This is a genomic window from Cyclobacterium roseum, from assembly GCF_010119225.1.
In the GTDB taxonomy this organism is placed as follows: domain Bacteria; phylum Bacteroidota; class Bacteroidia; order Cytophagales; family Cyclobacteriaceae; genus Cyclobacterium; species Cyclobacterium roseum.
Window position 1 is genome coordinate 1 of sequence record NZ_WNKF01000029.1, and the last position, 24,225, is coordinate 24,225.

Genomic DNA, 24,225 nt, shown 5'->3' on the forward strand with positions numbered 1-24,225 from the left:
TTGGTTCCATCCAAGTCTGGAGTTAATGGCAGGACAAAGGCTGATGGGGGTAGTAAACGCCAAATCCTTTCGTACTTTTGGCTTAGATCCAAAAGTACCAAAAGATCAAGGCACAAAAATCCTTCCCCCCGCATACCTCCCACGCGGCTCGGTTTTGTGCCAGCCTTCCCGCTTTGTTTTTCTATTGACATGCTATCAAAACTATTGGGTGCTTCGAAAACCGGTTCCTGCAAAAAAGTACGGATCCATACATCAGCCGACAACCGGCCACTTAACCCTTAACATCCAGGGTTGAATCCAAATTAAGGGCTGACTGCCAAATAGCCACGATGAATACCTCTGCCAGTTCCGAGCCTCCTTAACCCTTAACCACCACGGTTGAGCCCGAAACCAGCCATACTGCCTAAATGCCCATTTCAATTATTCAGTCGAATTCCAGCGTCTTAACCCTTAACAACCAAGGTTGAGTCCAAAAATAAGGGCTAACTGCCAGAAAGCCAAGATGAATACCTCAGCCGATTCCGAGCAACCTTAACCCTTAACCAACACCAATAAATTCCAAAGAAATACTAGATATTCTTAACCTACTTAAAAATAAACTCAAAAGGCTTAAACAAATACTTGGAATAGATCATGGCGTAGTTCGTATAGACATCGTTTTCCTTGCAGGCGCGGTAGATTTCCTTATTTAGGGTAATCAGGCTCTGGATACCCCGGGTGCTGAGTCCGCCCATGCGCATTTTGGTGGTGGTGAGGGGCAGGTATTTCCAGCGCAGCTCCCCTTTTAGCAAGAATCGGATTAGGAGCTCGTAATCGGCGGCAATCTTATAGTCCGTCTTGTAGTATCCCAACTTTTCGAACCATTCCCTGCGCACAAAAAAGGAAGGATGCGGGGGCATATAGCCCCAGGCAAATTTGGAAGGCTTCCAGTTTTTTGCGGAATACCTGCGTGCCACCTGATTCAGGTCGTCTTCTTTTACAAAAACGATGTCTCCTATTACGGCATCCAAACCGGGATCATCTTGAAAAGCAGTAGCAACTTTGCTTAGAACCTGATTATCGTAGAAAACATCATCTGAATTTAATATCCCGACTACATCACCTTTGGCCATCCGAATACCTTTGTTCAAAGCATCATAAAGACCTTTATCAGGTTCAGAAACCCATTTGGTAATGGTATATGTATTTTCTTTCAAAACAGCTGCCGTTCCATCTTTGGAATCCCCATCTATGATTATATATTCGATATCAGAATGTATCTGTTTGGCTACGGAAGAAATCGTATCTTTAAGGGTCTTTGCCGAATTAAAGGTGACCGTAATTAGACTTACTTTCATTTTTATGAAGTGATAACTCGCTTTCTAATTGCTTTGGCAGGATTACCTTGATAAATAGTATAAGGCTCTAAATCAGACGTAGCTACACTTCCCACAGCCAAAATACTATGAGATTTACAGGTTACCCCGGGACAAACTGTTGCTTTTGCTCCAACCCAGGATCCTTCCTCTATATGTATATTTTTAACTATTAGATCGAAAGTGGATTTCTTATAGTTATGATTTCCAGTTAATAGCATTGCACCTTGTGAAACGCAGCAGTTGCTACCGATAGTAACCATAGTCAGGTTATCAATCCAGACCTTTTCACCTATCCAAGAATAATCACCAACTTCTAATTTCCAAGGATATTTGATATTAACAGAAGGGTTGATCCGTACTCCTATTCCAATTTTGGCACCAAAAAACCTTAATAGACAAACCTTCAAGCTGCTAATTGGGTTTAAAGGATTTATAAACAAGACAACATTAACAAAATACCATAAAATTTGAATTATCCGCCCTCTATTAGGGGAGTACCAAGAATTATCGTAGTGTGAAACTTTTGTTTTAAGTATCATAAATATGTCAAACAAAAATTATATAAGGTAAAAACAATGTCATTTTAAACATTTAAAAAAATAGAATTAGGCACCTAACCAATAATTAAATCTTGGTCAAGTAGTCCTAAAAGGGATGTTAATTCTAAAAATAAGCTCAAATTGTCAATTTGCTGAATTTTACCAATAATCGGAAGTTTCTATTAGATTGATGATCAGTTTATAATAAGTTATTTACCAAGCGCCTAATTTAATCAAAAAATACAAACTGAAATAAATAATTAATTATTTAAAAAAGATAAAATAAATTAAGCTATAAGGATAGAAGACAATAAATCGAGAATTTTTTTCCCAATAATATCAGAAGAATAATTTTTATCTACAAATATTTTGGCTTCATTTCCTTTAAAACAAATTTTTTCAATTGACCAATTAGATAATGAATTTAAGCAATTAAGGATGGATGTTTCATCATTTTTAATAAGTATTCCGATATCTGCTGCTGATCCCTCACTAAAGTTACATCCTTCGGTATATATCGGAACACATCCATAAGTAGCACCTTCAAGCAAGGAACTAGGGAAACCCTCACTAAACGAAGGTAAGATATAGAAATGAGAATTATATAGTAATTCATGTTTAGAATCTCCATAAACTGCTCCTAATAATTTAATATTTAAATCACCATAAGAAATGGATAGTAATTTTTCCAATTCATTTTGTTCACCATCATCAGGGCCAGCAATAATCAATTGGTATTTACAATTATTAAAAAGAGTTGAATTTTTCCAAGCCTTGACAAGAGGGATGACACCTTTTTTATGATGAAGTCTTGCCATGAATAAAAAAGTGATAGTTTCTTCATTTTTTTTTATTTTTTTTATAGATAAAACAGAGTTGGGAATATGAATAACTTCTTTATTAGGGAAAATACTTTGCAAATTACGCTTTTCACTAGAGCTTACAGCTATTAATGCATCTGCATTATTTAACCGTTTTTTTTCAAATAAATTAAAATAAATAAGTTTTTTCCATTTATTTTGTCGCATACTCCAAGGTTCCAACATGCCGTGAGGAATAGCTAACCAATAAAAGCCCTTTTTCTTCCTTTTGAAACCAGTTATAGTAGGCTCTTTCCAACAGCCATGAGAAATGAAAATACATTTAGGACCAAAGGTATTATCAACTATTACTTCAATTTCACCTACATTAGTTAAGTTATTAGGGTTTTCAGTAGCCAAAATATACTGTTTAATTTTACCTAGACAAGAGAAATTTTTTGGAATAGTATTCCAAATACCAAAATTAATTTTAGAAAGAGTATCTATTAGATGAACAACGTGAAATTTTTCCAAATATTTACTATTCATATACAAGTACAAATATATTATAAAAAAAAACTTTACCAATCCGATTCATTGTAGAAATTTACCCACAACTTTTGGGTACCGACTTTTATCCTTGAAATTTCATCTGTATTTAATCGCTTTTTCCAAGATTTAATATTTTTCTGTGAATCTCTTTTTAAATTAGATGCTGAACTGGATTTTGAGGTCTTTTCAATAAATAATTGAACATTCTTAGAAAAATTTAAATCTAAATATCCAAATATCTTTTGAAATTCAAGGGAAGGATCATGAGAAAGGTCTTCGTGTTTAACAAAGTACCATATAGCAGCAAATTCATTTTGATAGTTTCGTATTTCATCATGTATAATATTCCACAGTAAAATGCCTTGATCTATTATGTCAGGATTACCTAAAGCATATTCCTCAATTAGGTTAGAATATTTACTTAATTTACCTTTAATTAAACGATCTTGTTTTAGGAAATTATTAAAATCAAAATCCCACTTAGCTACCTTTAAGCTAGCTACAAACGCAGCAGGATGTCTAATAATGACAATTGTTTGCCATTTAAAATATTGGTAAAACCAACCTGCTGAAAATACTGCCAATGGATCCTTAATAAGTAATCTTGGCTTAAAAATACCTTTAAAATCCCAAAAAAAACGATTAGCGTATTTAATAGATTGAAAAAAGCTAAAAAACCTTAAACCGTTCTGTTTGTGCCATAAAGATAAAAAGGAATTAATATAATTTTCAATTTCTGTTTGTTCAGAAATGGTTTTGCTACCTACATCTTCATACCAAAACCTTAAGGGGGAATTGATACGTTTAATATCAATATTGAAAGGTTCATGAATATAATGAATACCTTCAGCTCTAGAAATCACTTTTCCTAACCAAGTAGAACCTGAACGATGAGAACCCGTAACTAAAATATGCTTATGTTTATTCATTTTTTTTAGAAATGTCAAGTAGATTTAATTTTATTGCATAGAGTAAAAAATAATTTAATGTATAACTAAACAAAAAATTAATTAGATTTATTCTTTCAGCAATAAATGATTTAATGCATTAATCAACGAATTAGAGAAGGAATCAATAGAAAAGTGAGAAAGTAGTTCTCTAGAATGAAATAATTTATACCGAATAGATTTAAATTTAATTAAAGAACCAATAAAATCTTGGCTATCATTAGGATCAAAAACCAATCCATTAAAACTAAACACTAAATCATCCGTACATCCACAATATTTAGAAACCATAACAGGTTTATCGCAAGCAAGAGCTTCATTAACCACCAAGCCCCATTGGTCGGAAGTACTAGGCAAAATTAATCCATTTGAGCAATGATAATAACCTGGTAGCTCATCAATCTGAATAAACCCTCTAAAGTGAATTTTATTACCTAACAAGTGTAACGAAACAAGATCTCGAATTTCAGGTTCAAGTTCCCCAGAGCCAATAAATATTAAATCGGGTAATCCGTGATCAATTTTTAAAGCTTGGCTATACGCCTCAATCAAACCAGTATGATTTTTTTTGGGCAAAAATCTACAAACAATTAACCAATAGTTGAGTGGAAGTCTATTAATAGACTTAAAATAATTGAGATCTTTATCTGAGGGCCAGGAACTAAAATAGTGATTATCTACAACATCCCAAGGTTGAATAATTAATTTACTAAACCCTAATCTTTTCAGATAATTCTTACTCCTACTACCTGCCACAAGAAATATATCAAAATTTTTAAGCAAAAAGATTTTAATAAATTCTTTAAACACATATCGAACTGAATCAATATAAGTACTATCAGAAATCCCAACAACGATAATTTTGCTAATTTGGCAAAATACAGCTGTTAATAAGTATTTTGAGTTATACCAACCAGTAAGAACTACGGCATTTGGTCTGAAAGAAGATATACATTGAATTATCTCTTTAAAAGAATTTACTTGCTTACGCCTATAATTATAACTATTAAATTGTGTATCCCAATCGTATTCGTGTGATTTTGAATTAATTTCAATAACTTCTAAGTCACATTTAATAGCCAGATTAAGAAAACGGGCATGATGATAAGGACCAACTTGTTCTACGAGAAATAATATTTTCATTATAACTAAAATATAAATTAACTTATAAATCTAATTATATAATAATTAAAATTGATAATTCAAACAAAATTATAATAATATAAATAAATAATTAAATCTCATTTTTAGATAACTATTTTCTTTAATAATTTAATATCTTATAGATTAATAAAAAACCAACAGAAAAACCAATAAAATAAGCAAAAGAACTTAAAAGATCCCCTCTAAGTATAAAAAAAATAAAACCAACTACAATATAATACCACAGTGGAAATAAATAATTATTTAAACTAAGTTTAATAAATTTAACATCCAAGTACGCAGAAAAATAGGCCAGAAAGAACGTGAATAAAAAAATACCTAAATAACCAAAATTGATATACCCCTCCCCAAAATAATTCATAGAAATATTATGAAATTCTAAATTTGTTAAGCCCGCACTGTAAGCACCTGAACCAATAGGCTTAGCTGGCCATAAGCTTCTTGGTATCCAAAATAAAAATACTCCTAAAAGTTGGTTCCCATAAGTAACTATATCGTATTTTAAAACAGAGAGTAAACTTTGATATGTGTCAAAATGCCCTTCTTCGAACATATCAAAATCTAAACCAAATTTAACGTTTGTTTCAGAAGTAAATCTTCTGAATCTATCCAAAAAAGGAAAAAGAAAAAGAAATCCAAATATAAAAACAATCGTAAAATTAAATTTTCTCTTTAAGAATGGGAAAAACACAATAAATAAAGGAATATAAAGAGCGGCAACACTAAATCTAGCCATTCCTAAGGGAAAAGCAGTTACAATACCAATCATTCCAAATATAACAAAATGAATATTAAATTTATTATTGACTAAATAGTAGGACAAAAATATTATAATTGGCAATGGTCTGATAAAAAATTGAGAGAATAACCATAAAGGTCCTGATATATCAGAAGACATATCAGAAAATTCCCCGCCTCTAAATAGCAAACTAAGTAAACTAAAATTATTGTTAGAAAGAGTAATATAGAAACAAGATAAGGAAATTAAATAAAGTAAAATTAGCTTATTCCTTGAATATTTAAACAAATATTTGTTGAAATTTACATTGTTCTTTCTAAATTTTAAAAAATAAAATCTATTTTTTAAAAAGTAATAAGATATAGAGTATAAAAGAATTACTAAAATTAAAATTATATTACATATTAAATAATCATGTTGAGAAAAAGACTTACTACCCCAGAAAACTATCGATCCTTTAAACTGTATAAAGGGAGCAAGAATAAGAAAAAATGAGAAAAATAATTGGACATTTCTGTATATTGAAATTGGATGACGAGAATAACTAAATAGAAAAATAGAATTTAAAATTAATAATATGACAAAAGTAAAATCTACAGGATTAATAATATCCAAATTTAATTGTACCAATACGGATAAAACTAATAAAAAAAATGTCAATCTATAAATTGAATTCATAAATATTTATAAACGAGTCAATATTTGAGAAATATAAAGCAAAATTTAAAGATAATTTAATTCAATAATTTAGTTAGGTAAATAAGAATCTATCTATATTTTTGAATTAAAAAAAGAATTTTACCAAATAAACCATAAATAACACCCTTGATCCCCAAATTTTGAAATAAATAATCAAATTTAGCTTTTCTAGCACCAGTCGAAATATGAGAAGAAAACCCTCCTCCCTGGAAAGAGGAAATAACTATTGGTAATTCTTTAAATTTAATTTTCAAAAGGTACAATCTTCTTGTTAATTCAATATCTCCATAATATTTATGTTTGGTTTTATAATATAATTCCTTTCCGCAGACTGAAATATTATAAAAAATCGATTGATGACACGCCATAATTCCTCCATAATATAAAAAACTCAATTTATTTGGATTTTCAATAAAATGATTAGAAAATGTGCTCCCATATAAAACTCCAATTTTGGAATAATTTTGATCAAAAAAAATTGATTGAAGTACCGAGGTATTGTAAAACTGATCACCTGCATTCATGAAATTAACCCAATCGCCCGTAGCATAAGTCAATCCTTTATTCATTGCATCAAATATACCCTCATCGGGTTCAGAAACAAAAACATCAACTTCATCTGAATAATTATTAATTATTTCCTTTGTTCCATCAGTAGAGCCTCCATCGATAATAATATATTCTATATTAGAATAATTCTGAGTTATAACAGATTCGATAGTTAAAGAGATATCATTTACGCAATTGAAACAAATGGTAATGATAGAAACTTTAGAATTCATTTTTGTCTATACACTTTAAAAACACAGCAGGATTGCCACCCCATATTTGGTCAACTGGAATAGATTTTGTCACAACGCTACCTGCAGCAACAATACTACGAGCACCGATTTTCACACCTTTCATAATAATGCTCCTTGTCCCAACAAATACATCATCTCCAATAAAAACAGGTGCTGATTTAGCATTTGAGGCATCCAGCTTTGAATCTCTTCTAAGATGAAAATCCAAAGAATGCATATCAGAATCCATGATCAAAACATCAGCACCAATCTTTACGTTATTACCAATGCTAATAGATTTTTTGGCCCACAAAGTAACACAACTCATTCCAACATTATCTCCAATCAAAATTCTACTATTACTATTTATTCTAATATAACTTTTAATATTTCTACCTAAAGGATTAATCATTAATCCACTGGTTAGTTCAAAATTATCTCCTATTATAAATTCAGCATTATTCCCTATATCAGTTATTATACTACCTCTGACTCTAAGACGATTCCCAAAGGAAATTCTCTTATGAAATTTAAAATAAATAATATTTCTAAAAACGTAGAATAGTATTTTAAATCTCAAAAACATAAGTTCAGTTTTTAATGACTTTAGAATAAAATGAGTATGTTTTATGTAAATTCTTCCCTATATCAAAGTTTTTTTTTGCGAATTTCATCCCATTTTCACCCATATCATTTCTAAGTGATTGGTTTTTTCCTAAAGTATTTACATATTTCAAGAATTCAGATTCATTAGAATACAAAAAACCTGTAGAATCATGCACGACAAGTTCGTTAACTCCACCAATATTGGATCCAATGATTGGTAGGCCACAGGCAGAGGCTTCTATCACACCTCTTGCAAAATGGGGCATTACAAAAGGGCAAACGAAAACATCCGCTCCACACAAAAATGTTTCAACATCTTGTGCAAATGGGAAAAGATGTACATTTTCAATGTCATTATATTTCAAATCATCTTCGTTTTGCGCTCCAACCAAAACAAAATGAAAGGTTGGATTATCCCTTATTACTTTCTTTGCCATTTTTATTAACTCTTCCCAGCCATTACTTTTAGCAAAACGTGCTAAATACAAGAAGATAATATCTGTGTTGGCAATTCCAAGTTTAGAAAATAAAACATCTCTTTCGACACACTGTATTTCCTCAACAAAATTATAAATAACTACACTTTTATAAATAGTTGAATATGGTAATTGAAGTGATTTCAAATCGAATTCACTAATGGCAATGTAATTTTTAATGAAATTTTTACAAAAAAATCTTAATGGAAAACCCCAAAAATCATCCCTTAAAGGCTCTCTTACATGACAAATTACTTTTATTTTCAATAAATATCCAGCGATGCCGAATGCAAATAAGCAAGTTGAATTTAAATGAATTAAATCAGGTTTGCTTTTTTTTAAAATTCGATAAGCTCTATATATACTTGGTAATAAAAATATCCAGTTACGAAGTAATAATTTAAAACTTTTTTCCACTACTGTAGTCCCGTGGAAAGGCCGAATTCCATTAACTTTAACCAATTGCACCGGAATATCTTCAAAAAATTCATTTATAGGACCCTCTTCAATATTAATGAGACTAGGCGAATATTCATTTTTATCAAGATACTTAATAATGTAGCTTAGGCTTTTGGGAGCACCCCCAAAAACACCAGCATGATGTACGTAAACTATTTTTATAGGTTCTTCCATTTATTTTAGATCGTTTCCCAAATTTTTCCCCACATTTCTTCAGTTTTTTCGACTAATTTCCCCTTAACATTTTTCAACTCTACCCTAATATTTTCATTTTGGTTGAAAATTTGATCCAATTTTCCTTCTAATTTATCCAAATCATCATTCAAGTCTATAACCTTATTTGACTGGTTATAGTCTTCGAATAACATTTCATATTTATGGTTCCAACTAGTCGACAAACAGGGAACACCTTGATTAAGTGCACTCGCAACTCCATGAAACCTGGAAGATACAACAAGAAACGAAGCACCAATTACTCCTTTAACATTTTTTGCATTTAATCCAGAAACTATTTCATATTTTCCATCAAATCTTGAATTAATCAAGTTACATATTTTAAGATCTCCCTCACCTTCATGATTCAAAAGAAAAACTTCTTTACCTCTTTTATCTATTTCCAAAATTAAATTTTCTAAAAAATCTAAATATTTTTCTGAATTACTACCGGTATGGGTTACCATTTTTCTATTCGGTATAATACAAACCTTTCCTTTAACAGATTCATACTCATTAGGAAGTGTGCAATTTACCAAACTCGTAAAATCAGGATATAACCAAACTCTTTCCTTATCAGCACCAGAATTAATTAAAAACTCAAAAGATATCCGCTCCCTAGCTATTATAACATCGGCAAAGCTATTCAAAATTTCTATCATGCGTTTACCTGAGCTGGTTTCAAAAGGACCACACGCTTGGGGCAACATAATAATTTTAGTTCCATACATTTTTAGTTTTCTATAATAGTTCTCAAGCTCCATAAGACGTCCTTCAGAGTATTTCCATTGGTCGGAAAATTGAAAACCAGCACCGTCTAAAACGATATCCATACCTTTAACGGGGAACTTAGAGGTGAAATAGGTGTATGGCAGGCCCATTCTAGCCAATATTGCAATTGGAATTCTAGAATACTTAAGACCAGGCCTCATTCTTATATTAAGGTCTTTAAAGTCAAATTTTGAATCTTTATAATAATTAGAGTTAAAAAACACAGTGGATTTCGGATGGGTTTTAATTATTTGGTCGCATATCGCTGCCAACATTAATTCTGCTCCTTTATTTAAGGTATTGGTTCCATCAATTTGTATATTCATCTCAATTAAATTTTCTTATAGTATTCAAATTCTTTTTTTCAGAAAAAGCAACTTTCCCACTGGGATCAGGGAAGCCTACCGCCATACACATTATCGCTCTTTGGTGCTTTTCCAATTCCAAAACTCTATCCATCTTAACCTCTAACTCTTCAATATCAGGCCAATTTATTGGACAACTTCCTAAATTAAGTGTTTCCAGGGCTAACATAAAAGTCATATTGGCAAGGGAAGCATCTATATAAATTAAGTGTCTGTCTCTTTCATCAAAATAGGCATCTAAGTTTCCAACTACCACAACCATCATTGGTATACCATCAACATATCCTTTGACGCCCCTAGGAAGATTTGCTACTTTCTTAAGCAAAGTCGGATCATCAATAACTCTGTACTCAAAGGGTTGTCTATTGCAAGCTGTTGGAGATTGATTAGCTGCTAAAATTGCTTTGTCAACTAATTCACGAGGTACTTTTTCATTTAGAAACCACCTTACTGACCGCCTGTACCGGGTTAGTTTGTAAAATTCATCATATGAAATTTTTGGAATATCAACATCGATGCGAGAATAGGGTATTGATTTCTTTTCTATTTGCCCAATTATGGTATTATCAACTTTTCTAAGAAAACGTACCCTTTCCCTCTCCACAAGCTTGTTTTCTCCTGACGTATCAAAATATTCACTAAGTACATCATAAAACCACTTGTATTGAAGATCATTTTCCATTCTTTTTGGTTCCCAAATATTAATAAATGCGTCAACTGTTTCAGAAATAAAATCCAATGCAAATACTGGTCTTCTCGGCCTCATCAATAATCCCTTTTCAATTCGATGCGTGTTCCTTATCAGGGTATAGACGTTTGACTTATTAAACTTTAATTCTTTTAGGTGAAATACTTTACCTTGAAGCACAGCATGTTGTTCTCTTCTAAATTTAGCAGAGAAAAAAAGATAATAAAAACTTGATAAAAATGGTGAGGAAATAAAATATCGTGGAAGAATATTATTCTTAAAATTTAATATTCGCATGTATACTTTTACAAAGTATTTTTTCATAATTTTAAATCAATGAAAGTTCTTAATTAATCCTTGTATTTCTTTTTTTTCTAAACGATAAATAAAAATTGAATAAAAAAAAATAAAAGCAGGACCAAGGAAAATAAATTTTTGAAATGGCTCTATTGAGTTTAATATAAAAACTAAACATATAGCCAATGAAATTCCTATCAATGCACTTTTAATAGCATAAAAAACTTCTTTTGGGTTTAAATTAATTTCCCTTTTCAAAACAATCAAACCTATTGTAGCCAAAGCAACTTTATTTAAAAGGATCGCGTAAGCTGCGCCTTCAATACCAAAATAATAAATCCCTATGGATAACCCTGGAATAAGGACCAATAATGTTAAACTAACTATAATCTTCATTTCCAGCTTGGGTTTTCCCAATCCACGAATTAAAGAAGTAAAAGAATTGACCACGGAGTGCACCATAATTGCTACAGACAAAATTTGAAGTGGAACGACCGTGGCCTGCCATTTGATACCAAAAAATCCTATTATAATCTCATCAGCAAATAGAAGTAAAAAAGTCATTAAAGGATAAATAATAAGGGAATTGAAGTGAATAATTTTCAAGAAGTAGCTTTCAAGTTTAATTTTATCATCCTGATTTTTACCAAATACGGGATACATGACTTTATTCAATATCCCACTTATCATTTGTCGAAAATTCTCTGTAAAAGAAAAGGCAAGTGTATATGAACCTAGTAAAGATGCGCCCAACATTTTCCCTATAATCAAATTGTCAATATTATAGGTAATATTACTAAAAACTAGGGTTCCAGTAGAATAAGCTCCAAAACCAAAAATGTCTTTAAAATATTGGATATTCCAATGCCTACGTGGTCTCCATTTCGTAACATAAAAAAAGATAGGAACAGCAAAAACTGCTCCCAAAACAGAGTTTATCACCAATGCCCATACTCCATAATCAAAAAATGCAGCGGTGATGGCTATTACTCCCGCAATTAAAAAAGTAGTATTGAAAATTTTGGCAATGGTTTTAAAATCCATCGCTCTTGTTAATATTACTGTATGAATTAAGCTAAAAGGTTTAATTAGTATACCCAAGCTAAGTACTGGTATTAGCTGAAGTAGCAATGGTTCTTCATAAAAATACGCTGCAATAGGTCCAATTACAAAACTCACTAATATAAATACACATAGTCCCCATGCCAAACCACTCCAAAAAGCAGTATTATACATTTTTTCTGCCTCTTTGTCTTCCTTTTTTTGAATTAAGGCTGCTCCCATACCTAAATCAGAAGCAGCACTCGCTACCGAAATAAATACTGCGGCCATTCCAATTAATCCGAATTGCTCTGGAAAAAGCAATTTTGCTAAAATTAAACGAATTGAAAATCGAAAAACAGTATCAAGTGCAAATTGAATACTGGTCCATTTAATCCCTATTAAGATTGGGTTGGATGTAACTTTTGTTTTTAGCGTCATTTAGAACAGTTTAACTGGGCCTTATGAAAAAAATATGGGAAACGACAATATCGGGTGTAGAGTTAGAAAGACCATCTTTAATTATAAGCTACTTGGACACTGATTGTTGCATTATATTGTTTAATTAGTTATATGACACTAAACGGGTTTAATTGTTTAATTGATTACATGATTAATTGGTCTTTCGGGGATTAACTGTTTAATTGGTTAACTGGTTTTTTTTGGGCTAAATGTTTAACTGGTCAACTGGTTAATTGATAGGAACCTGTTCGATTGTTTGTTTTCGTACCCTGCTTTTTAATTCGAACATTATCTTGTATTGTCAAATCAGTTTTCAAAAACGAGGTACCAACAATTAAACAATTAAGCGATTAACCCTTTCCGCACCTTGTATTTGAATACGTGTATTGACTAGCGGTGTGTTGCTACACTTCAGAAAAGACCTCACTCCTATTTCTTCCCGAACCATTTTTTCCACGACTTCTTCTCTTCCTGATCTTCGGCATAATAGCCATAGCCATAGCCATAGCCGTAACCATAGCCGTAGCGGTGGGCTTTTTTCTCTACCCCGTTAAAGATCAGGTAGGCTTTGTTAAGGATTTGCTGCTTCTTTAGGGTATTGATATGTTCGATAAACTGCTTTTGGCTGTAATTGTAACGGACGACAAAGAGGCAAACATCGGCCAGTTGCAGCAGGTCCAGGGATTCGGAGACCAATCCTACCGGAGGGGTGTCCAGGATAATGGTATCGTAGCGCTCCCGCATCTCTAGCAGCAGCTCCCGGAAGCGATCGGTAATCAACAGCTCGGCCGGATTGGGCGGAATGGGGCCTGAAGCGATCACATCCAGGTGTTCGTAGTCAGTAGGCTGAATCACGGCATTCAGCTCCGTTTCCTGCCCGCTGAGGTAGGTGGAAAGACCGTTTTTGTTTTTCAATCCGAAATCGTCGAAGATCCGGGGCTTGCGCAGGTCACAACCAATCAATAGCGTCTTTTTCCCGCTCAACGCATATACCGAGGCCAGGTTGATGCTGCTAAAGGTCTTGCCCTCTCCCGAAATGCTGGAGGTGATCATGATTACCGAAGGCTGATCCCGGGGCAGGATAAAATTCAGGTTGGCCCGCAGGGAGCGAAAGGCCTCCGTGACCCCGGAGCGGGGATGGTTAAGCACCACCAGGTTGCCCTTTTCTTCACTCTGATTGATGCTGCTCAGCAGGGTAAGGTTGGATTTTTTCTCCAGCTCCTTGCCATCCTTAATTTTGGTATTGAAATAGTTACGCAGCATGCTGAAGCCTACGGGAATTGCCCCTCCCAGGATCAGGGCAATCAGAAAGGTCAGGGCCTTTTTGGGGCTGATCGGACGGGGATTGACCAGGGCCGTTTCGATGATCTTGTTGCTGGGCGTATTGGAAGCCCGGGTAATGGCGGATTCGGCCCGTTTTTCCAGCAGAAAGGTATAGAGCTCCTCGTTTAGGGAAAACTCCCGCTCGATGCGGATCAGGTTCTGCTCGGTCTGGGGCAGGCCGCCAAAGGTACGTTCGATCCGTGCGATGCGCTCTTCCAGGTCAGTGATCAGCAGTTGGGCATTCTGGTCCACATTTTGGAGCAGCTCCAGGATGGACTGATTCATATCACTGATCTTCCGGTTGACCTCCCGTACAGGCGGCGAAATCTCCGTCAGCCGGGAGGCATGCATGGATTTTTCGGCCTGCAGCTCCAGCAGGTTTTCGATCAGGGTGTTTAGAATGGGATCTTCGATGCCCAGGCCGGAAGGCACCACGATCTGGTTGTAATCCTCCCGCTGCAGGTAGCGCTGCAGTTGCTGGTAATACTGCCTTTTAAACTTCTCCTGGGCCAGTTGTGTCTCCAGTTCTTTGAGTTGCTCGAAGATGGCCGATCCTTCCGAGCTGATATCGTAAGTTGCGTTATTGGAGCGAAAACTTTCCAGGCGGTCTTCGATATACATCAGGGAATCGGAAAGCACCACGAGCTGGGCATCGATAAAGTCGATGGTATTGGTGGCCATGGTGTTTTTTTCCTGCAGCTCGTTTTCCAGGTACACCGCCTGCAAGGTGTTCAGGTAATCCCGGCCCTTGGGGGGCGTGGCTGTCTTCAGAATGAGTTCCAAAATGGTGGATTGCTTGTCCATGGGGGAGATCTGCAGGTTCTCGCCGGTGTAGTGGTTGACCAGGGCATAGCGGTCGCGCAGACGTATCAGCAGTTCGCCCTCGCTATCGGCTCCCGTCAGGCCTACGCGGAAGCGGTTCATGGGCAGCTCCACCCAGTCCCCAAAGCGAAAGGTCCGGGAAGGAGAAGCGGGATCTTCCAGGGATTCCCGGGAATCGCTATCCGGAAAGATCTGGTTAAAGTTAGCATCCTCATAGCTCAAGGTAAAGGTTTGGCGGTCGGACCAGCGGATGCGGATCAGGCCGTTGGCGAGCTGGGGATGCGTCCAGTCCACTTCCACGGCAATGGGGGTTTTCTGGTACAGTTCCTTTTGCACAAAGACCTCTTCCTGAAAATACTCCACGTCAAAATCCAGGCGATCCAGGGCGGCTTCGGCGATGGGGCGGGATTTGAGGATGATCATCTGGTTGCCCAGCACCATCTCGTCAGAGCCCATCATGCCCAGTCCGGCCTGATCAAAAATCCCGGAAAGGGAGCTTTCTTTTTCCTTGACAAAAAACTTGGAAGATACCTGGTACACCGGCACGGAAAAGCGGATGATCAGGTAGGCCAGGGACAGGGTGATGACCAGGGAAAGCAGTATATAGAACCGGATGCGCCAGACTTGCAAGAGCAGGTCCTTGACATCGATCAGGTCTTCTTCCGGCACTGCCACCGGCGGCCGTTGCGGGTCGGGTTGATTCATGAGGTGTTTTTAGCTATTGCGATGAAGTGAAGCTGATTTTTTTAGCTGTTCGTATCCAAATCCCCCTTTTAAGGGGCAAAGCCTGTCCCGACCAAAGTCGGGAGGGGATTTTTCCGTGCATTTTCAAGTTCAAAATAATACGAAAGTTATGATGGTTACGTAAGTAAATCCCCCTAACCCCCTTGGTAAGGGGGAGTCGTGTACGTTTAATTGATCGGAAATCGAAAGACTTTAAAGTTCACCAGCCCGATTACATTACTGCAATTTAGCAGCAAATCTCAATTTTCAGCAATTCCCCCTTTTTAAGGGGGTAAGGGGGATTTTTTCGTGCATTTTCAAGTTTAGAATATACGGAAGTTATGATTACGTAAGTAAATCCCCCTAACCCCCTTGGTAAGGGGGAGTCGTGTGCGTTTGATTGATCGGAAATCGAAAGACTTTAAAGTTCACCAGCCGGATTACATTACTGCAATTTAGCAGCATAGCCCAATTTCAGCAAATCCCCCTTTAAAGGGGGCAAAGCCTGTCCCGACCAAAGTCGGGAGGGGATTTTTCCGTGCATTTTCAAGTTCAAAATAATACGAAAGTTATGATGGTTACGTAAGTAAATCCCCCTAACCCCCTTGGTAAGGGGGAGTCGTGTGCGTTTGATTGATCGGAAATCAAAAGCCTTGCAGTTCCCTGCCCAATTACTTTACATAAATTCAGCAGCAAAGCCCAGTTGCAGCAAATCCCCCTTTTTTAAAGGGGGTAAGGGGGATTTTTTTCGGGCATTTTCAATTTATAATAAACGGAATTTATGATGGTTACGTAAGTAAATCCCCCTAACCCCCTTGGTAAGGGGGAATTGTGTACGATATGCCACTGAATTTTTTTAAGCACTACAACCGCGCATCCACTTTATCCTTATCCAGTACTGCTTTGACGTCGAAGACGACGAGGTCTTTGCTTTTTTGGATGGGGAGGGATTTGAATTTTTGGTGGGCGACGGCCAGGATGATGGCGGAGTAATCGGCGATATCCGGGCACTCCTCTCCGTCGATGATTTCCAGCCCGTACTCGTGGGATACTTCTTCCTTATTGGCCCAGGGATCGTACACGTCTACGTCCATGTCGAAGGTGCGCAGCTCCTGGTAAATGTCGATTACGCGGGTGTTGCGCACGTCGGGACAATCTTCCTTAAAGGTAAAGCCCAAAATCAGTACCTTGGAATCGATTACTTTCAGGTCTTTGCGCATCATGTGCTTGATCACCTCCGTGGCCACGTGCTTGCCCATGGAGTCGTTTAGCCGGCGACCGGCCAGGATGATCTCCGGATGGTAGCCTACCTCCTGGGCTTTCTGAGCCAGGTAAAAGGGATCCACACTGATGCAATGGCCACCTACCAGGCCGGGTTTGAAGGGAAGGAAGTTCCACTTGGTACCCGCAGCGGCCAATACCTCCTGGGTATCGATCTGCAGCAGGTTGAATATTTTGGAGAGTTCGTTGACAAAGGCGATGTTGATGTCCCGCTGGGAGTTTTCGATCACCTTGGCGGCTTCCGCTACCTTGATGCTGCTGGCCTTATGGGTGCCGGCGGTGATCACTTCCCGGTACAGGCGGTCCACGTATTCGGCCACCTCAGGCGTGGAACCGGAGGTCACTTTCAATATTTTGGCTACGGTATGCTCCTTGTCTCCCGGGTTGATGCGTTCGGGGGAATAGCCGGCGTAAAAGTCTTCGTTATAGCGGAGGCCGCTGACTTTTTCCAGCACGGGCACACATTCTTCTTCCGTTACCCCGGGATAAACGGTGGATTCATAAATGACCACGTCGCTTTTTTTGAGGTACTTGCCGATGGTTTCGGAAGCCTTGAGCATAGGCGTGAGTACGGGCCGGTTGTGCCGGTCGGTGGGGGTGGGCACGGTGACCACAAAAACCTGGCAATCGGCCAGTTGGGCCGCATCGCAGGTATTGAACAGTCCTTTTTGCCCCGGTTGGGGCTTGTTGGAAAGTACCTTTTTGAGGTCTTCGTCGGCTACTTCCAGGGTAAAGTCTTTACCGGCATTGAGTTCGTTGACTCTTTTTTCCGAGATATCGAATCCGATGACGGGAAATTTTTTGGCAAATTCCACGGCCAGGGGCAATCCCACATAGCCCAGGCCGATTACGGCAATTTTTACATCAGAAAAAGGTATTAATGGAGCAGTCATCGATTAAATAGTTTTATTTGAATGAAAAAAACGTAAAATAAAGTGCAAATATAAGTGTTTTGGGTTTATCAGTGTGTGTAAGGTTAACAGTATTTCAGGGTTTGAAGCAAACCTTCGAGGTCTCGAAGACCTCAAAGGTTATCGGGTCTTAAGGAAATCCCCCTTGCCCCCTTATTAAGGGGGATTCATTTACGTTCGACTTGGTAGTCTGAAAAAACCTGTCCATACCCCAAGCCGATTACCTTACCTAAATTCAGCAGCAAAACCCAATTTCAGCAAATCCCCCTTTTTAAAGGGGGCAAGGGGGATTTTTTCGTGCACTTTTAATTTAGAATAAACTGATTTTTTGATAGTTACGTAATAAAATCCCCCTAACCCCCTTGGTAAGGGGGAATTGGTTTCGTTTGGATTGACGTATACGTTTTTAACGGTTCGTTTAGTCAGCCCGATCACATTTCCTAAAATCAAACAGCAAAGCCAAATTGCACCAAATCCCCCTTATTAAGGGGGATTCATTTACGTTCGACTTGGTAGTCTGAAAAAACCTGTCCATACCACAAGCCGATTACATTACCTAAATTCAGCAGCAAATCCCAATTTCAGCAAAACACCCCTTCGCTACTCCCCTGTCCGCTCAGCACCCCTCTGGGCACAGCTTCGCCTCCTGAGTCCCATAAATCTCTTTGGAACCCACCGGAAGGCTTGGAAATCGAAGACAAAAAAATGAATTGCTTTTGGAAACGGCAACCCTTTTCTCAATTAATTCACGGGTCTTTTTTGCTTTCTAATTGATGGCGTTCAGTACCAGCAGCACGGCAGACAAGGTGGTTACTGCCAACTGAAAGGTCTGTACGAAGTTGACACCGGTACCGAGTTCCCGTACCTTCATGGGTTCGGCGTATAGCATGTCATTGGGTCGGATAAAGTAAAATTCAGATTCGACGATTCGTTGGTCGTTCAGGTTGACGCGGAAGGATTTGGTTCCTTCGGGGTATTGGCGGATCAGGACCACCTCGTTACGCTTGGCAGTGGTGGTCATGTCGCCGGCATGGGCGATGGCCTGAAAGATGCTGATGCGATTTTGCAGGATGGTGAAATTGCCATTCCGGTTAAATTCTCCCAGCGCAGAAAAGCGCACGCCACCGAGGCGGACACGGACGAAGAAATCTTCCTCGTTTACATAGGCCTTGAGTTTTTCTTCGATCAGGGATTGCGCTTGTTTGGTGGTCAGGCCCAGCAATTCGATCTCCCCGAGCAGGGGGATTTCCACATTGCCGTTTTCGTCCAGGGTGTAACCGTTGATAAAAAAGATATCGCCCCCGTTTTGGGCCCCTTGGGCCATATTCATGCGTGCAGACTGATCACCGGAAGCGATGCCGAAAATTTCATTTAGTTCTTCGGAGGTGGTTTTGACATTGATATCCACCACGTCGTTGTACTGCAGGTAATAGTCTTCGGTCATGTTGGGCACCAGTTCGCTTTCGGTATAGAGCGGTATTTCCTCATCGGTTTCCTGCAGGTAGATGATGCGTTCGTTGGAAATACAAGAGGCTGTCATTGATACCACCGAGGTGGCAAAAAGTAGAAATTTAAAGATTTTCATTTATAGGGAATAAGGAAACTTCGCAATTGGGCTCAAATATATTTAAAAGCAGGGCAGCAAGAAAACAGAAGGCACCTTTTTTCAGCTCTTCGGTGAAAATATATATTTTAAATCTTTGGTTGGTAAGGTGTTTACAACGGTTTAAAGGAAAAATAGTATTTTTTTCACCACGGATATGGGATGGCTATTAGTCGCCTAAGAGGTGGGGACGGGCTTTTTGGCAGTGTCTCTGGTGTTGGTTTGAAACGTGGTGGTTAAGGGTTAATTGGCTCGGTACGGGCCAAGGTGTAGGGATCGGCTTTGTGGCAGGTTCTCTTATCTTGAGTTCAGCGGTGGTGGTTAACCTGGCTGGGTCCGGGCTGGGTTGTAGTTATGGGCAAATAGGCAGGAAAGGTGGTATTGGATTCAGCCGTGTTGGTTAAGGGTTAATATGGTTCGATGCGGGCTGGGCTTTGGGGTCTGGCCTTTTTGTTTTTAGACCTTGTTTTTTGTCTAATCGTGGTGGTTAAGGGTTAAACAATTGTACCTGAGAAATCAAATCATCCCACCATCGAATCATGAAACCATTAACCCTCAGTCCCTCTAACTCTATTCCCAAAACCTTTGTGTCCTTTGTGCATCCTTCGTGTGCTTTGCGTCTAAAGCCTCGGATTACGATTCTCTATTTTTTGTCACAGAGGTCTCAAAGAACCACAAAGAACACTGAGGATTATTTTTACTATGACTTTGTGTGCTTTGTGCATCCTTCGTGTCCTTTGTGTCTAAAAACCTCGGAATACGATGCGTTATTTTTTGTCACAGAGGGCTCAAAGAACCACGCCTGCCTGCCGGTGCTCAGAGGCTTAATTTTCTCTCAGTCTCTTCGTCTCTAAGTCCCTCAGTCTCCCCCTCCCTAAGTCCCGAAGTTCTCTTTTCACAGAAAGGTTATCCTTCGCAGATAAACCAGGGATTCAACAGGTTTTCCTTGTTATAGACCAGCGGGCTGTCTTCGTCGGTTTTTTTGACGGTATAGCCCAGGGCGAGCAACACCCCGTGTGCTGCCGCCGTATCCCATTCCATGGTAGGTGCAAAGCGGGGGTAGAGCTGCGCCTTGCCTTCCGCCAGCAACATAAACTTCAGGGAGGATCCCATGCTGATGACTTCCGCGTCCGGATAGCGGTCAATTACTTCCTGCGTTTCCGGGCTCAGGTGGGAGCGACTGGCCACGATGGCCCGAATGGTTTTATCTTCCGGCTGCCGTAGGGCGATTGCTTCTCCCTGTCCTTCCTGCTTCCAGGCTCCTTCTTCGGCATTTCCCCAATACATGACATCCAGTACGGGGGCATACACCACGCCCATGACCGGCGTATTCCGGTGGATCAGGGCAATGTTGACGGTGAATTCCCCGTTCTTTTTGATGAATTCCTTGGTGCCGTCCAGGGGATCGACCATCCAGAAGTACTCCCAGTCTTTGCGCAGGTCAAAGGGAACGTCCTTACCCTCTTCGGACAAAACGGGATAGGCTGTTTCCGTCAGATACTCCATAATCACCTCATGAGCGGCCTTATCGGCCAGGGTCAGCGGCGAGTCATCGGCTTTCATCTCCACCCCAACGTCTGCGGAATGGTATACCTTGAGGATTTCCTGCCCGGCGGATTTCGAGGCGTTTTTCGCTAATTCGGTAAGTTTTTGAATGTTCATTTTTTATATCTCGTTTGAAAAATTTTTGTCACAAAGAGCTCAAAGAACGCCACCAGCCTGCCGGTAGGCAGGAAGGACACAGAGGTTTGTTTTTTTAATTCTTCGTGAGCTTTGCGTCTAAAAACCTCGGAGTACAATGCGTTATTTTTTGTCACAGAGGGCTCAAAGAACCACAAAGAACACAGAGGTTTGTTTCTACTAATCCTTCGTGCATCCTCTGTGTACTTTGTGTCTAAAACCTCGGAGTACAATGCGTTATTTTTTGTCACAGAGGACTCAAAGAACCACACCTGCCTGCCGGTAGGCAGGAAGGGCACAAAGGTTTGTTTTTACCATGACTTTGTGTCCTTTGTGCATCCTCCGTGTCCTTTGTGTCTAAAACCTCGGAATACGACTCTCTATTTTTTGTCACAGAGGGCTCAAAGAACCACAAAGAACACAGAGGTTTGTTTCTACTAATCCTTCGTGTCCTTTGTGCATCCTTCGCGTCCTTTGTGTCTAAAACCTCGGATTACGACTCTCTATTTTTTGTCACAAAATAACCCGTTTGATTCCCTTTGAGAGGGTTGTACTTCGCCAATTGATCAATAACCCCAGGGAGCAACCTGTAAACTTTAGGTAAGTAAGCAGCTGCGCTACATGTACCGAGTTAAAACTTTCCACCGTTTTGTTTTCTACAATTAGCTTTCCTTCCACCATTAAATCGACTCGATATCCACGGTCAATTTCAATATTCTTGTATTTTATGGGTAAAACTAATTCCTTTTCGACGAAAAGGCCTCTACTTTTTAATTCATGATCAAGACACTCCTGATACGCTGATTCGAATAGGCCAGCTCCAAGGTGTTGATGTACTTCAATCGCAGCACCTATAACTTTAAAAGAAATATCTTCTAACTCCAACGGGTTATAAATATAAAATGTAAGTTTTATTTAAAGGTAACTATTTTTTTAGCGAAGAACTCATAAAACCACAAAGAACTCAGAGGTTTGTTTCCAATGTTCCTCCGTGTCCTTTGTGCAGCCTTAGTGTCCTTTGTGTCTAAAACCTCGGATTACGACTCTCTATTTTTTGTCATAGAGGACTCAAAGAACCACAAAGAACACTTAGGTTTTTTAATTCTTTTTGTTGAACCATATAAGGCATATAAGAGAATAGAAGGTTTAGGCCAAAACCAGGAGAATTCCGTAAACAGCTATACCCATTTGTGGTGGAACAAATAATGAATACTATGGATAGATGAATTCAAACGGAAAGAATCAAAAGAAATCCCTTATATGTTCTTATATAGCTTATATGGTTCCCTCTTTTTAACTATTTATAATTCCTTTGTATTCTGTGACTCACTTCGATTTAAATAACCATCCCCGCGGCGACGGTTTCGTTGGTATTGGGGTCGATGAGGATGATGGAGCCGGTTTGGCGGTTGCGGCGATAGGCATCGAAAAACAAGGGCTGCGCAGCCCGGATGCTGATACGGGCAATGTCGTTCATGCCGATTTGATCCACCCCTTCTTCCCGGTGCAGTGTGTTCACGTTTACCCGATACAGGATCTCCTTGACCATCACCTGGCATTCTTTGGTGGTATGGCGGAGCAGCAATTTACTCCTGCCAAGCAGTTTTTGCTGACTCATCCAGCACACCATGACATCCAGATCCTGCGCGACGGTAGGTACATTATTTGGCCTTACCAACATATCGCCCCGGCTGATATCCAATTCGTCTTCCAGGGTCATGGTCACCGACATGGGCGAAAAGGCTTCGGAAATGTTTTTTCCATTCAGTTCGATGCTTTTGATTTTGGAGGTAAAACCGGAAGGCAACACCTTCACATCGTCACCGGGCTTAAAAATACCCCCTTCGATCCGGCCGGCATAGCCCCTGAAATCCTGGTGCTCATGGGTATGGGGACGGATGACCATCTGCACCGGAAAACGGCAGTCAATATGGTTTAAATCGGAGGCAATGTGAACGTTTTCCAGCAAATAGAGTAAGGTGGGACCTTCGTACCAGTCCATGTTTTTGGACCGGTCCACGACATTGTCTCCTTTCAGAGCAGAGATGGGCACGAAATGCACGTCCTTGATTTCCATTTTACTGGCAAATGCCTTGTAATCCTTGATAATTTGTTCGAAAACCGCTTCATCATAGTCCACCAGGTCCATCTTGTTGACACAGACGATTACATGAGGGATTTTGAGTAGGGAAGCGATAAACGAATGGCGGTAGGTTTGCTCCAACAGGCCCTTTCTGGCATCGATCAGGATAATGGCCAGGTTGGCTGTGGAAGCACCAGTGACCATGTTTCGGGTATACTGAATATGGCCCGGGGTGTCGGCAATGATGAACTTCCGTTTGGGCGTGGCAAAATAGCGGTAGGCCACATCGATGGTGATGCCTTGCTCCCTTTCCGATTTCAGGCCATCGGTCAACAGCGAAAGGTCGACGTAGTCAAAGCCTTTTTTCTCGCTGGAAGTTTTGACTGCGGCAATCTGATCTTCAAAAATAGATTTGGAATCAAATAAAAGCCGTCCGATCAGGGTACTTTTCCCATCATCCACCGATCCGGCGGTTGTAAATCGTAAGAGTTGATTGGTTTCTTGTATGCTCATGCTCGTTATTTTATTTCTAATATTTCAGTGTCGTATTTTTTTGGTCACAGAGATCTCAAAGAACCACACCTGCCTGCCGGTAGGCAGGAAGGGCACAGAGGTTTTATTTTCTCTTAGTCTCTTCGTCTCTAAGTCCATTCATCCCTAACCGTCATTGCGAGCGCCAGCGAAGCAATCTGATCCGAAGCGAAACCGCAAGTCATTCGTAGAACACCATCCAAAAACGAATGATGGACTCGTTCTCCGACAGACTGCCGCGGGTGCCCGAGCGACTACGACCATTCGATTCGACTCCGGCTGCACCCTCGCAGTGACGAGAACCCGTCAT

At 38.9% G+C, this 24,225-nt stretch carries 19 protein-coding genes; 1 reads left to right on the plus strand and 18 read right to left on the minus strand.

Features of this window, described 5'->3' with window-relative positions; translation table 11 throughout:
• Positions 1-295 (plus strand): hypothetical protein (locus tag GJQ68_RS23470; protein ID WP_235941857.1); only part of this gene is annotated, 295 nt, incomplete at its 5' end.
• Positions 296-584: 289 nt separating this feature from the next.
• Here the strand turns inward: GJQ68_RS23470 and GJQ68_RS22650 are convergent.
• The 18 genes from GJQ68_RS22650 to cysN all read right to left on the minus strand — a co-directional run bounded on the left by GJQ68_RS22650 (position 585) and on the right by cysN (position 23,897).
• Positions 585-1,337 carry a glycosyltransferase family 2 protein gene (locus GJQ68_RS22650; RefSeq protein WP_162419547.1) on the minus strand — a complete coding sequence of 251 codons (753 nt, stop codon included), beginning with the start codon at positions 1,335-1,337 and terminating at the stop codon, positions 585-587.
• 2 nt (positions 1,338-1,339) lie between these two features.
• The gene (locus GJQ68_RS22655; RefSeq protein ID WP_162419548.1) at positions 1,340-1,897 is read right to left on the minus strand and encodes a WcaF family extracellular polysaccharide biosynthesis acetyltransferase; all 558 of its coding nucleotides are present in this window, start codon (positions 1,895-1,897) and stop codon (positions 1,340-1,342) included.
• A gap of 287 nt (positions 1,898-2,184) precedes the next feature.
• Positions 2,185-3,246, minus strand: coding sequence for a glycosyltransferase (locus tag GJQ68_RS22660; protein ID WP_162419549.1), 1,062 nt, complete (start codon positions 3,244-3,246; stop codon positions 2,185-2,187).
• Positions 3,247-3,278: 32 nt separating this feature from the next.
• Complete coding sequence (locus GJQ68_RS22665; RefSeq protein WP_162419550.1) at positions 3,279-4,178, minus strand: sulfotransferase; 900 nt, start codon at positions 4,176-4,178, stop codon at positions 3,279-3,281.
• A gap of 87 nt (positions 4,179-4,265) precedes the next feature.
• Complete coding sequence (locus tag GJQ68_RS22670; RefSeq protein WP_162419551.1) at positions 4,266-5,339, minus strand: glycosyltransferase; 1,074 nt, start codon at positions 5,337-5,339, stop codon at positions 4,266-4,268.
• Positions 5,340-5,460: 121 nt separating this feature from the next.
• The gene (locus GJQ68_RS22675) at positions 5,461-6,777 is read right to left on the minus strand and encodes an O-antigen polymerase (RefSeq protein WP_162419552.1); all 1,317 of its coding nucleotides are present in this window, start codon (positions 6,775-6,777) and stop codon (positions 5,461-5,463) included.
• Between the two features lie 89 nt (positions 6,778-6,866).
• Positions 6,867-7,580, minus strand: coding sequence for a glycosyltransferase family 2 protein (locus GJQ68_RS22680; protein ID WP_162419553.1), 714 nt, complete (start codon positions 7,578-7,580; stop codon positions 6,867-6,869).
• Complete coding sequence (locus tag GJQ68_RS22685) at positions 7,570-8,166, minus strand: acyltransferase (RefSeq protein ID WP_162419554.1); 597 nt, start codon at positions 8,164-8,166, stop codon at positions 7,570-7,572. The genes GJQ68_RS22680 and GJQ68_RS22685 overlap by 11 nt, the downstream gene beginning before the upstream one ends.
• Positions 8,167-8,170: 4 nt before the next feature.
• A complete protein-coding gene (locus GJQ68_RS22690; RefSeq protein WP_162419555.1) occupies positions 8,171-9,295 on the minus strand; it encodes a glycosyltransferase family 4 protein in 1,125 nt (374 codons plus the stop codon).
• Between the two features lie 5 nt (positions 9,296-9,300).
• Complete coding sequence (locus tag GJQ68_RS22695; RefSeq protein WP_162419556.1) at positions 9,301-10,431, minus strand: polysaccharide pyruvyl transferase family protein; 1,131 nt, start codon at positions 10,429-10,431, stop codon at positions 9,301-9,303.
• Between the two features lies 1 nt (position 10,432).
• Positions 10,433-11,482: a nitroreductase family protein gene (locus tag GJQ68_RS22700; RefSeq protein ID WP_162419557.1), complete on the minus strand. Its 1,050-nt coding sequence runs from the start codon at positions 11,480-11,482 to the stop codon at positions 10,433-10,435.
• 9 nt (positions 11,483-11,491) lie between these two features.
• Positions 11,492-12,937, minus strand: a complete 1,446-nt coding sequence (locus GJQ68_RS22705) for a lipopolysaccharide biosynthesis protein (RefSeq protein ID WP_162419558.1) — start codon at positions 12,935-12,937, stop codon at positions 11,492-11,494.
• Positions 12,938-13,387: 450 nt separating this feature from the next.
• Positions 13,388-15,808: a GumC family protein gene (locus GJQ68_RS22710; RefSeq protein ID WP_162419559.1), complete on the minus strand. Its 2,421-nt coding sequence runs from the start codon at positions 15,806-15,808 to the stop codon at positions 13,388-13,390.
• An 881-nt stretch (positions 15,809-16,689) separates the two neighbouring features.
• On the minus strand, positions 16,690-18,000 hold the full coding sequence (locus tag GJQ68_RS22715; protein WP_162419560.1) for a nucleotide sugar dehydrogenase: 1,311 nt from the start codon (positions 17,998-18,000) through the stop codon (positions 16,690-16,692).
• A gap of 784 nt (positions 18,001-18,784) precedes the next feature.
• Positions 18,785-19,558, minus strand: a complete 774-nt coding sequence (locus GJQ68_RS22720) for a polysaccharide biosynthesis/export family protein (protein WP_394351340.1) — start codon at positions 19,556-19,558, stop codon at positions 18,785-18,787.
• Positions 19,559-20,527: 969 nt separating this feature from the next.
• Positions 20,528-21,283, minus strand: coding sequence for a 3'(2'),5'-bisphosphate nucleotidase CysQ (gene cysQ, locus GJQ68_RS22725; RefSeq protein WP_162419561.1), 756 nt, complete (start codon positions 21,281-21,283; stop codon positions 20,528-20,530).
• A gap of 531 nt (positions 21,284-21,814) precedes the next feature.
• Positions 21,815-22,186, minus strand: a complete 372-nt coding sequence (locus tag GJQ68_RS22730) for a GxxExxY protein (protein ID WP_162419562.1) — start codon at positions 22,184-22,186, stop codon at positions 21,815-21,817.
• A gap of 451 nt (positions 22,187-22,637) precedes the next feature.
• Positions 22,638-23,897: a sulfate adenylyltransferase subunit CysN gene (cysN, locus tag GJQ68_RS22735; RefSeq protein WP_162344338.1), complete on the minus strand. Its 1,260-nt coding sequence runs from the start codon at positions 23,895-23,897 to the stop codon at positions 22,638-22,640.
• Between the last annotated feature and the right edge of the window lie 328 nt (positions 23,898-24,225).

Bases quoted from the DNA above. Each gene is read 5' to 3' on its own strand.
- GJQ68_RS22650 (WP_162419547.1), bottom strand. From the start codon at position 1,337: ATGAAAGTAAGTCTAATTACGGTCACCTTTAATTCGGCAAAGACCCTT.
- GJQ68_RS22655 (WP_162419548.1), bottom strand. From the start codon at position 1,897: ATGATACTTAAAACAAAAGTTTCACACTACGATAATTCTTGGTACTCC.
- GJQ68_RS22660 (WP_162419549.1), bottom strand. From the start codon at position 3,246: ATGAATAGTAAATATTTGGAAAAATTTCACGTTGTTCATCTAATAGAT.
- GJQ68_RS22665 (WP_162419550.1), bottom strand. From the start codon at position 4,178: ATGAATAAACATAAGCATATTTTAGTTACGGGTTCTCATCGTTCAGGT.
- GJQ68_RS22670 (WP_162419551.1), bottom strand. From the start codon at position 5,339: ATGAAAATATTATTTCTCGTAGAACAAGTTGGTCCTTATCATCATGCC.
- GJQ68_RS22675 (WP_162419552.1), bottom strand. From the start codon at position 6,777: ATGAATTCAATTTATAGATTGACATTTTTTTTATTAGTTTTATCCGTA.
- GJQ68_RS22680 (WP_162419553.1), bottom strand. From the start codon at position 7,580: ATGAATTCTAAAGTTTCTATCATTACCATTTGTTTCAATTGCGTAAAT.
- GJQ68_RS22685 (WP_162419554.1), bottom strand. From the start codon at position 8,166: ATGTTTTTGAGATTTAAAATACTATTCTACGTTTTTAGAAATATTATT.
- GJQ68_RS22690 (WP_162419555.1), bottom strand. From the start codon at position 9,295: ATGGAAGAACCTATAAAAATAGTTTACGTACATCATGCTGGTGTTTTT.
- GJQ68_RS22695 (WP_162419556.1), bottom strand. From the start codon at position 10,431: ATGAATATACAAATTGATGGAACCAATACCTTAAATAAAGGAGCAGAA.
- GJQ68_RS22700 (WP_162419557.1), bottom strand. From the start codon at position 11,482: ATGAAAAAATACTTTGTAAAAGTATACATGCGAATATTAAATTTTAAG.
- GJQ68_RS22705 (WP_162419558.1), bottom strand. From the start codon at position 12,937: ATGACGCTAAAAACAAAAGTTACATCCAACCCAATCTTAATAGGGATT.
- GJQ68_RS22710 (WP_162419559.1), bottom strand. From the start codon at position 15,808: ATGAATCAACCCGACCCGCAACGGCCGCCGGTGGCAGTGCCGGAAGAA.
- GJQ68_RS22715 (WP_162419560.1), bottom strand. From the start codon at position 18,000: ATGACTGCTCCATTAATACCTTTTTCTGATGTAAAAATTGCCGTAATC.
- GJQ68_RS22720 (WP_394351340.1), bottom strand. From the start codon at position 19,558: ATGACAGCCTCTTGTATTTCCAACGAACGCATCATCTACCTGCAGGAA.
- cysQ (WP_162419561.1), bottom strand. From the start codon at position 21,283: ATGAACATTCAAAAACTTACCGAATTAGCGAAAAACGCCTCGAAATCC.
- cysN (WP_162344338.1), bottom strand. From the start codon at position 23,897: ATGAGCATACAAGAAACCAATCAACTCTTACGATTTACAACCGCCGGA.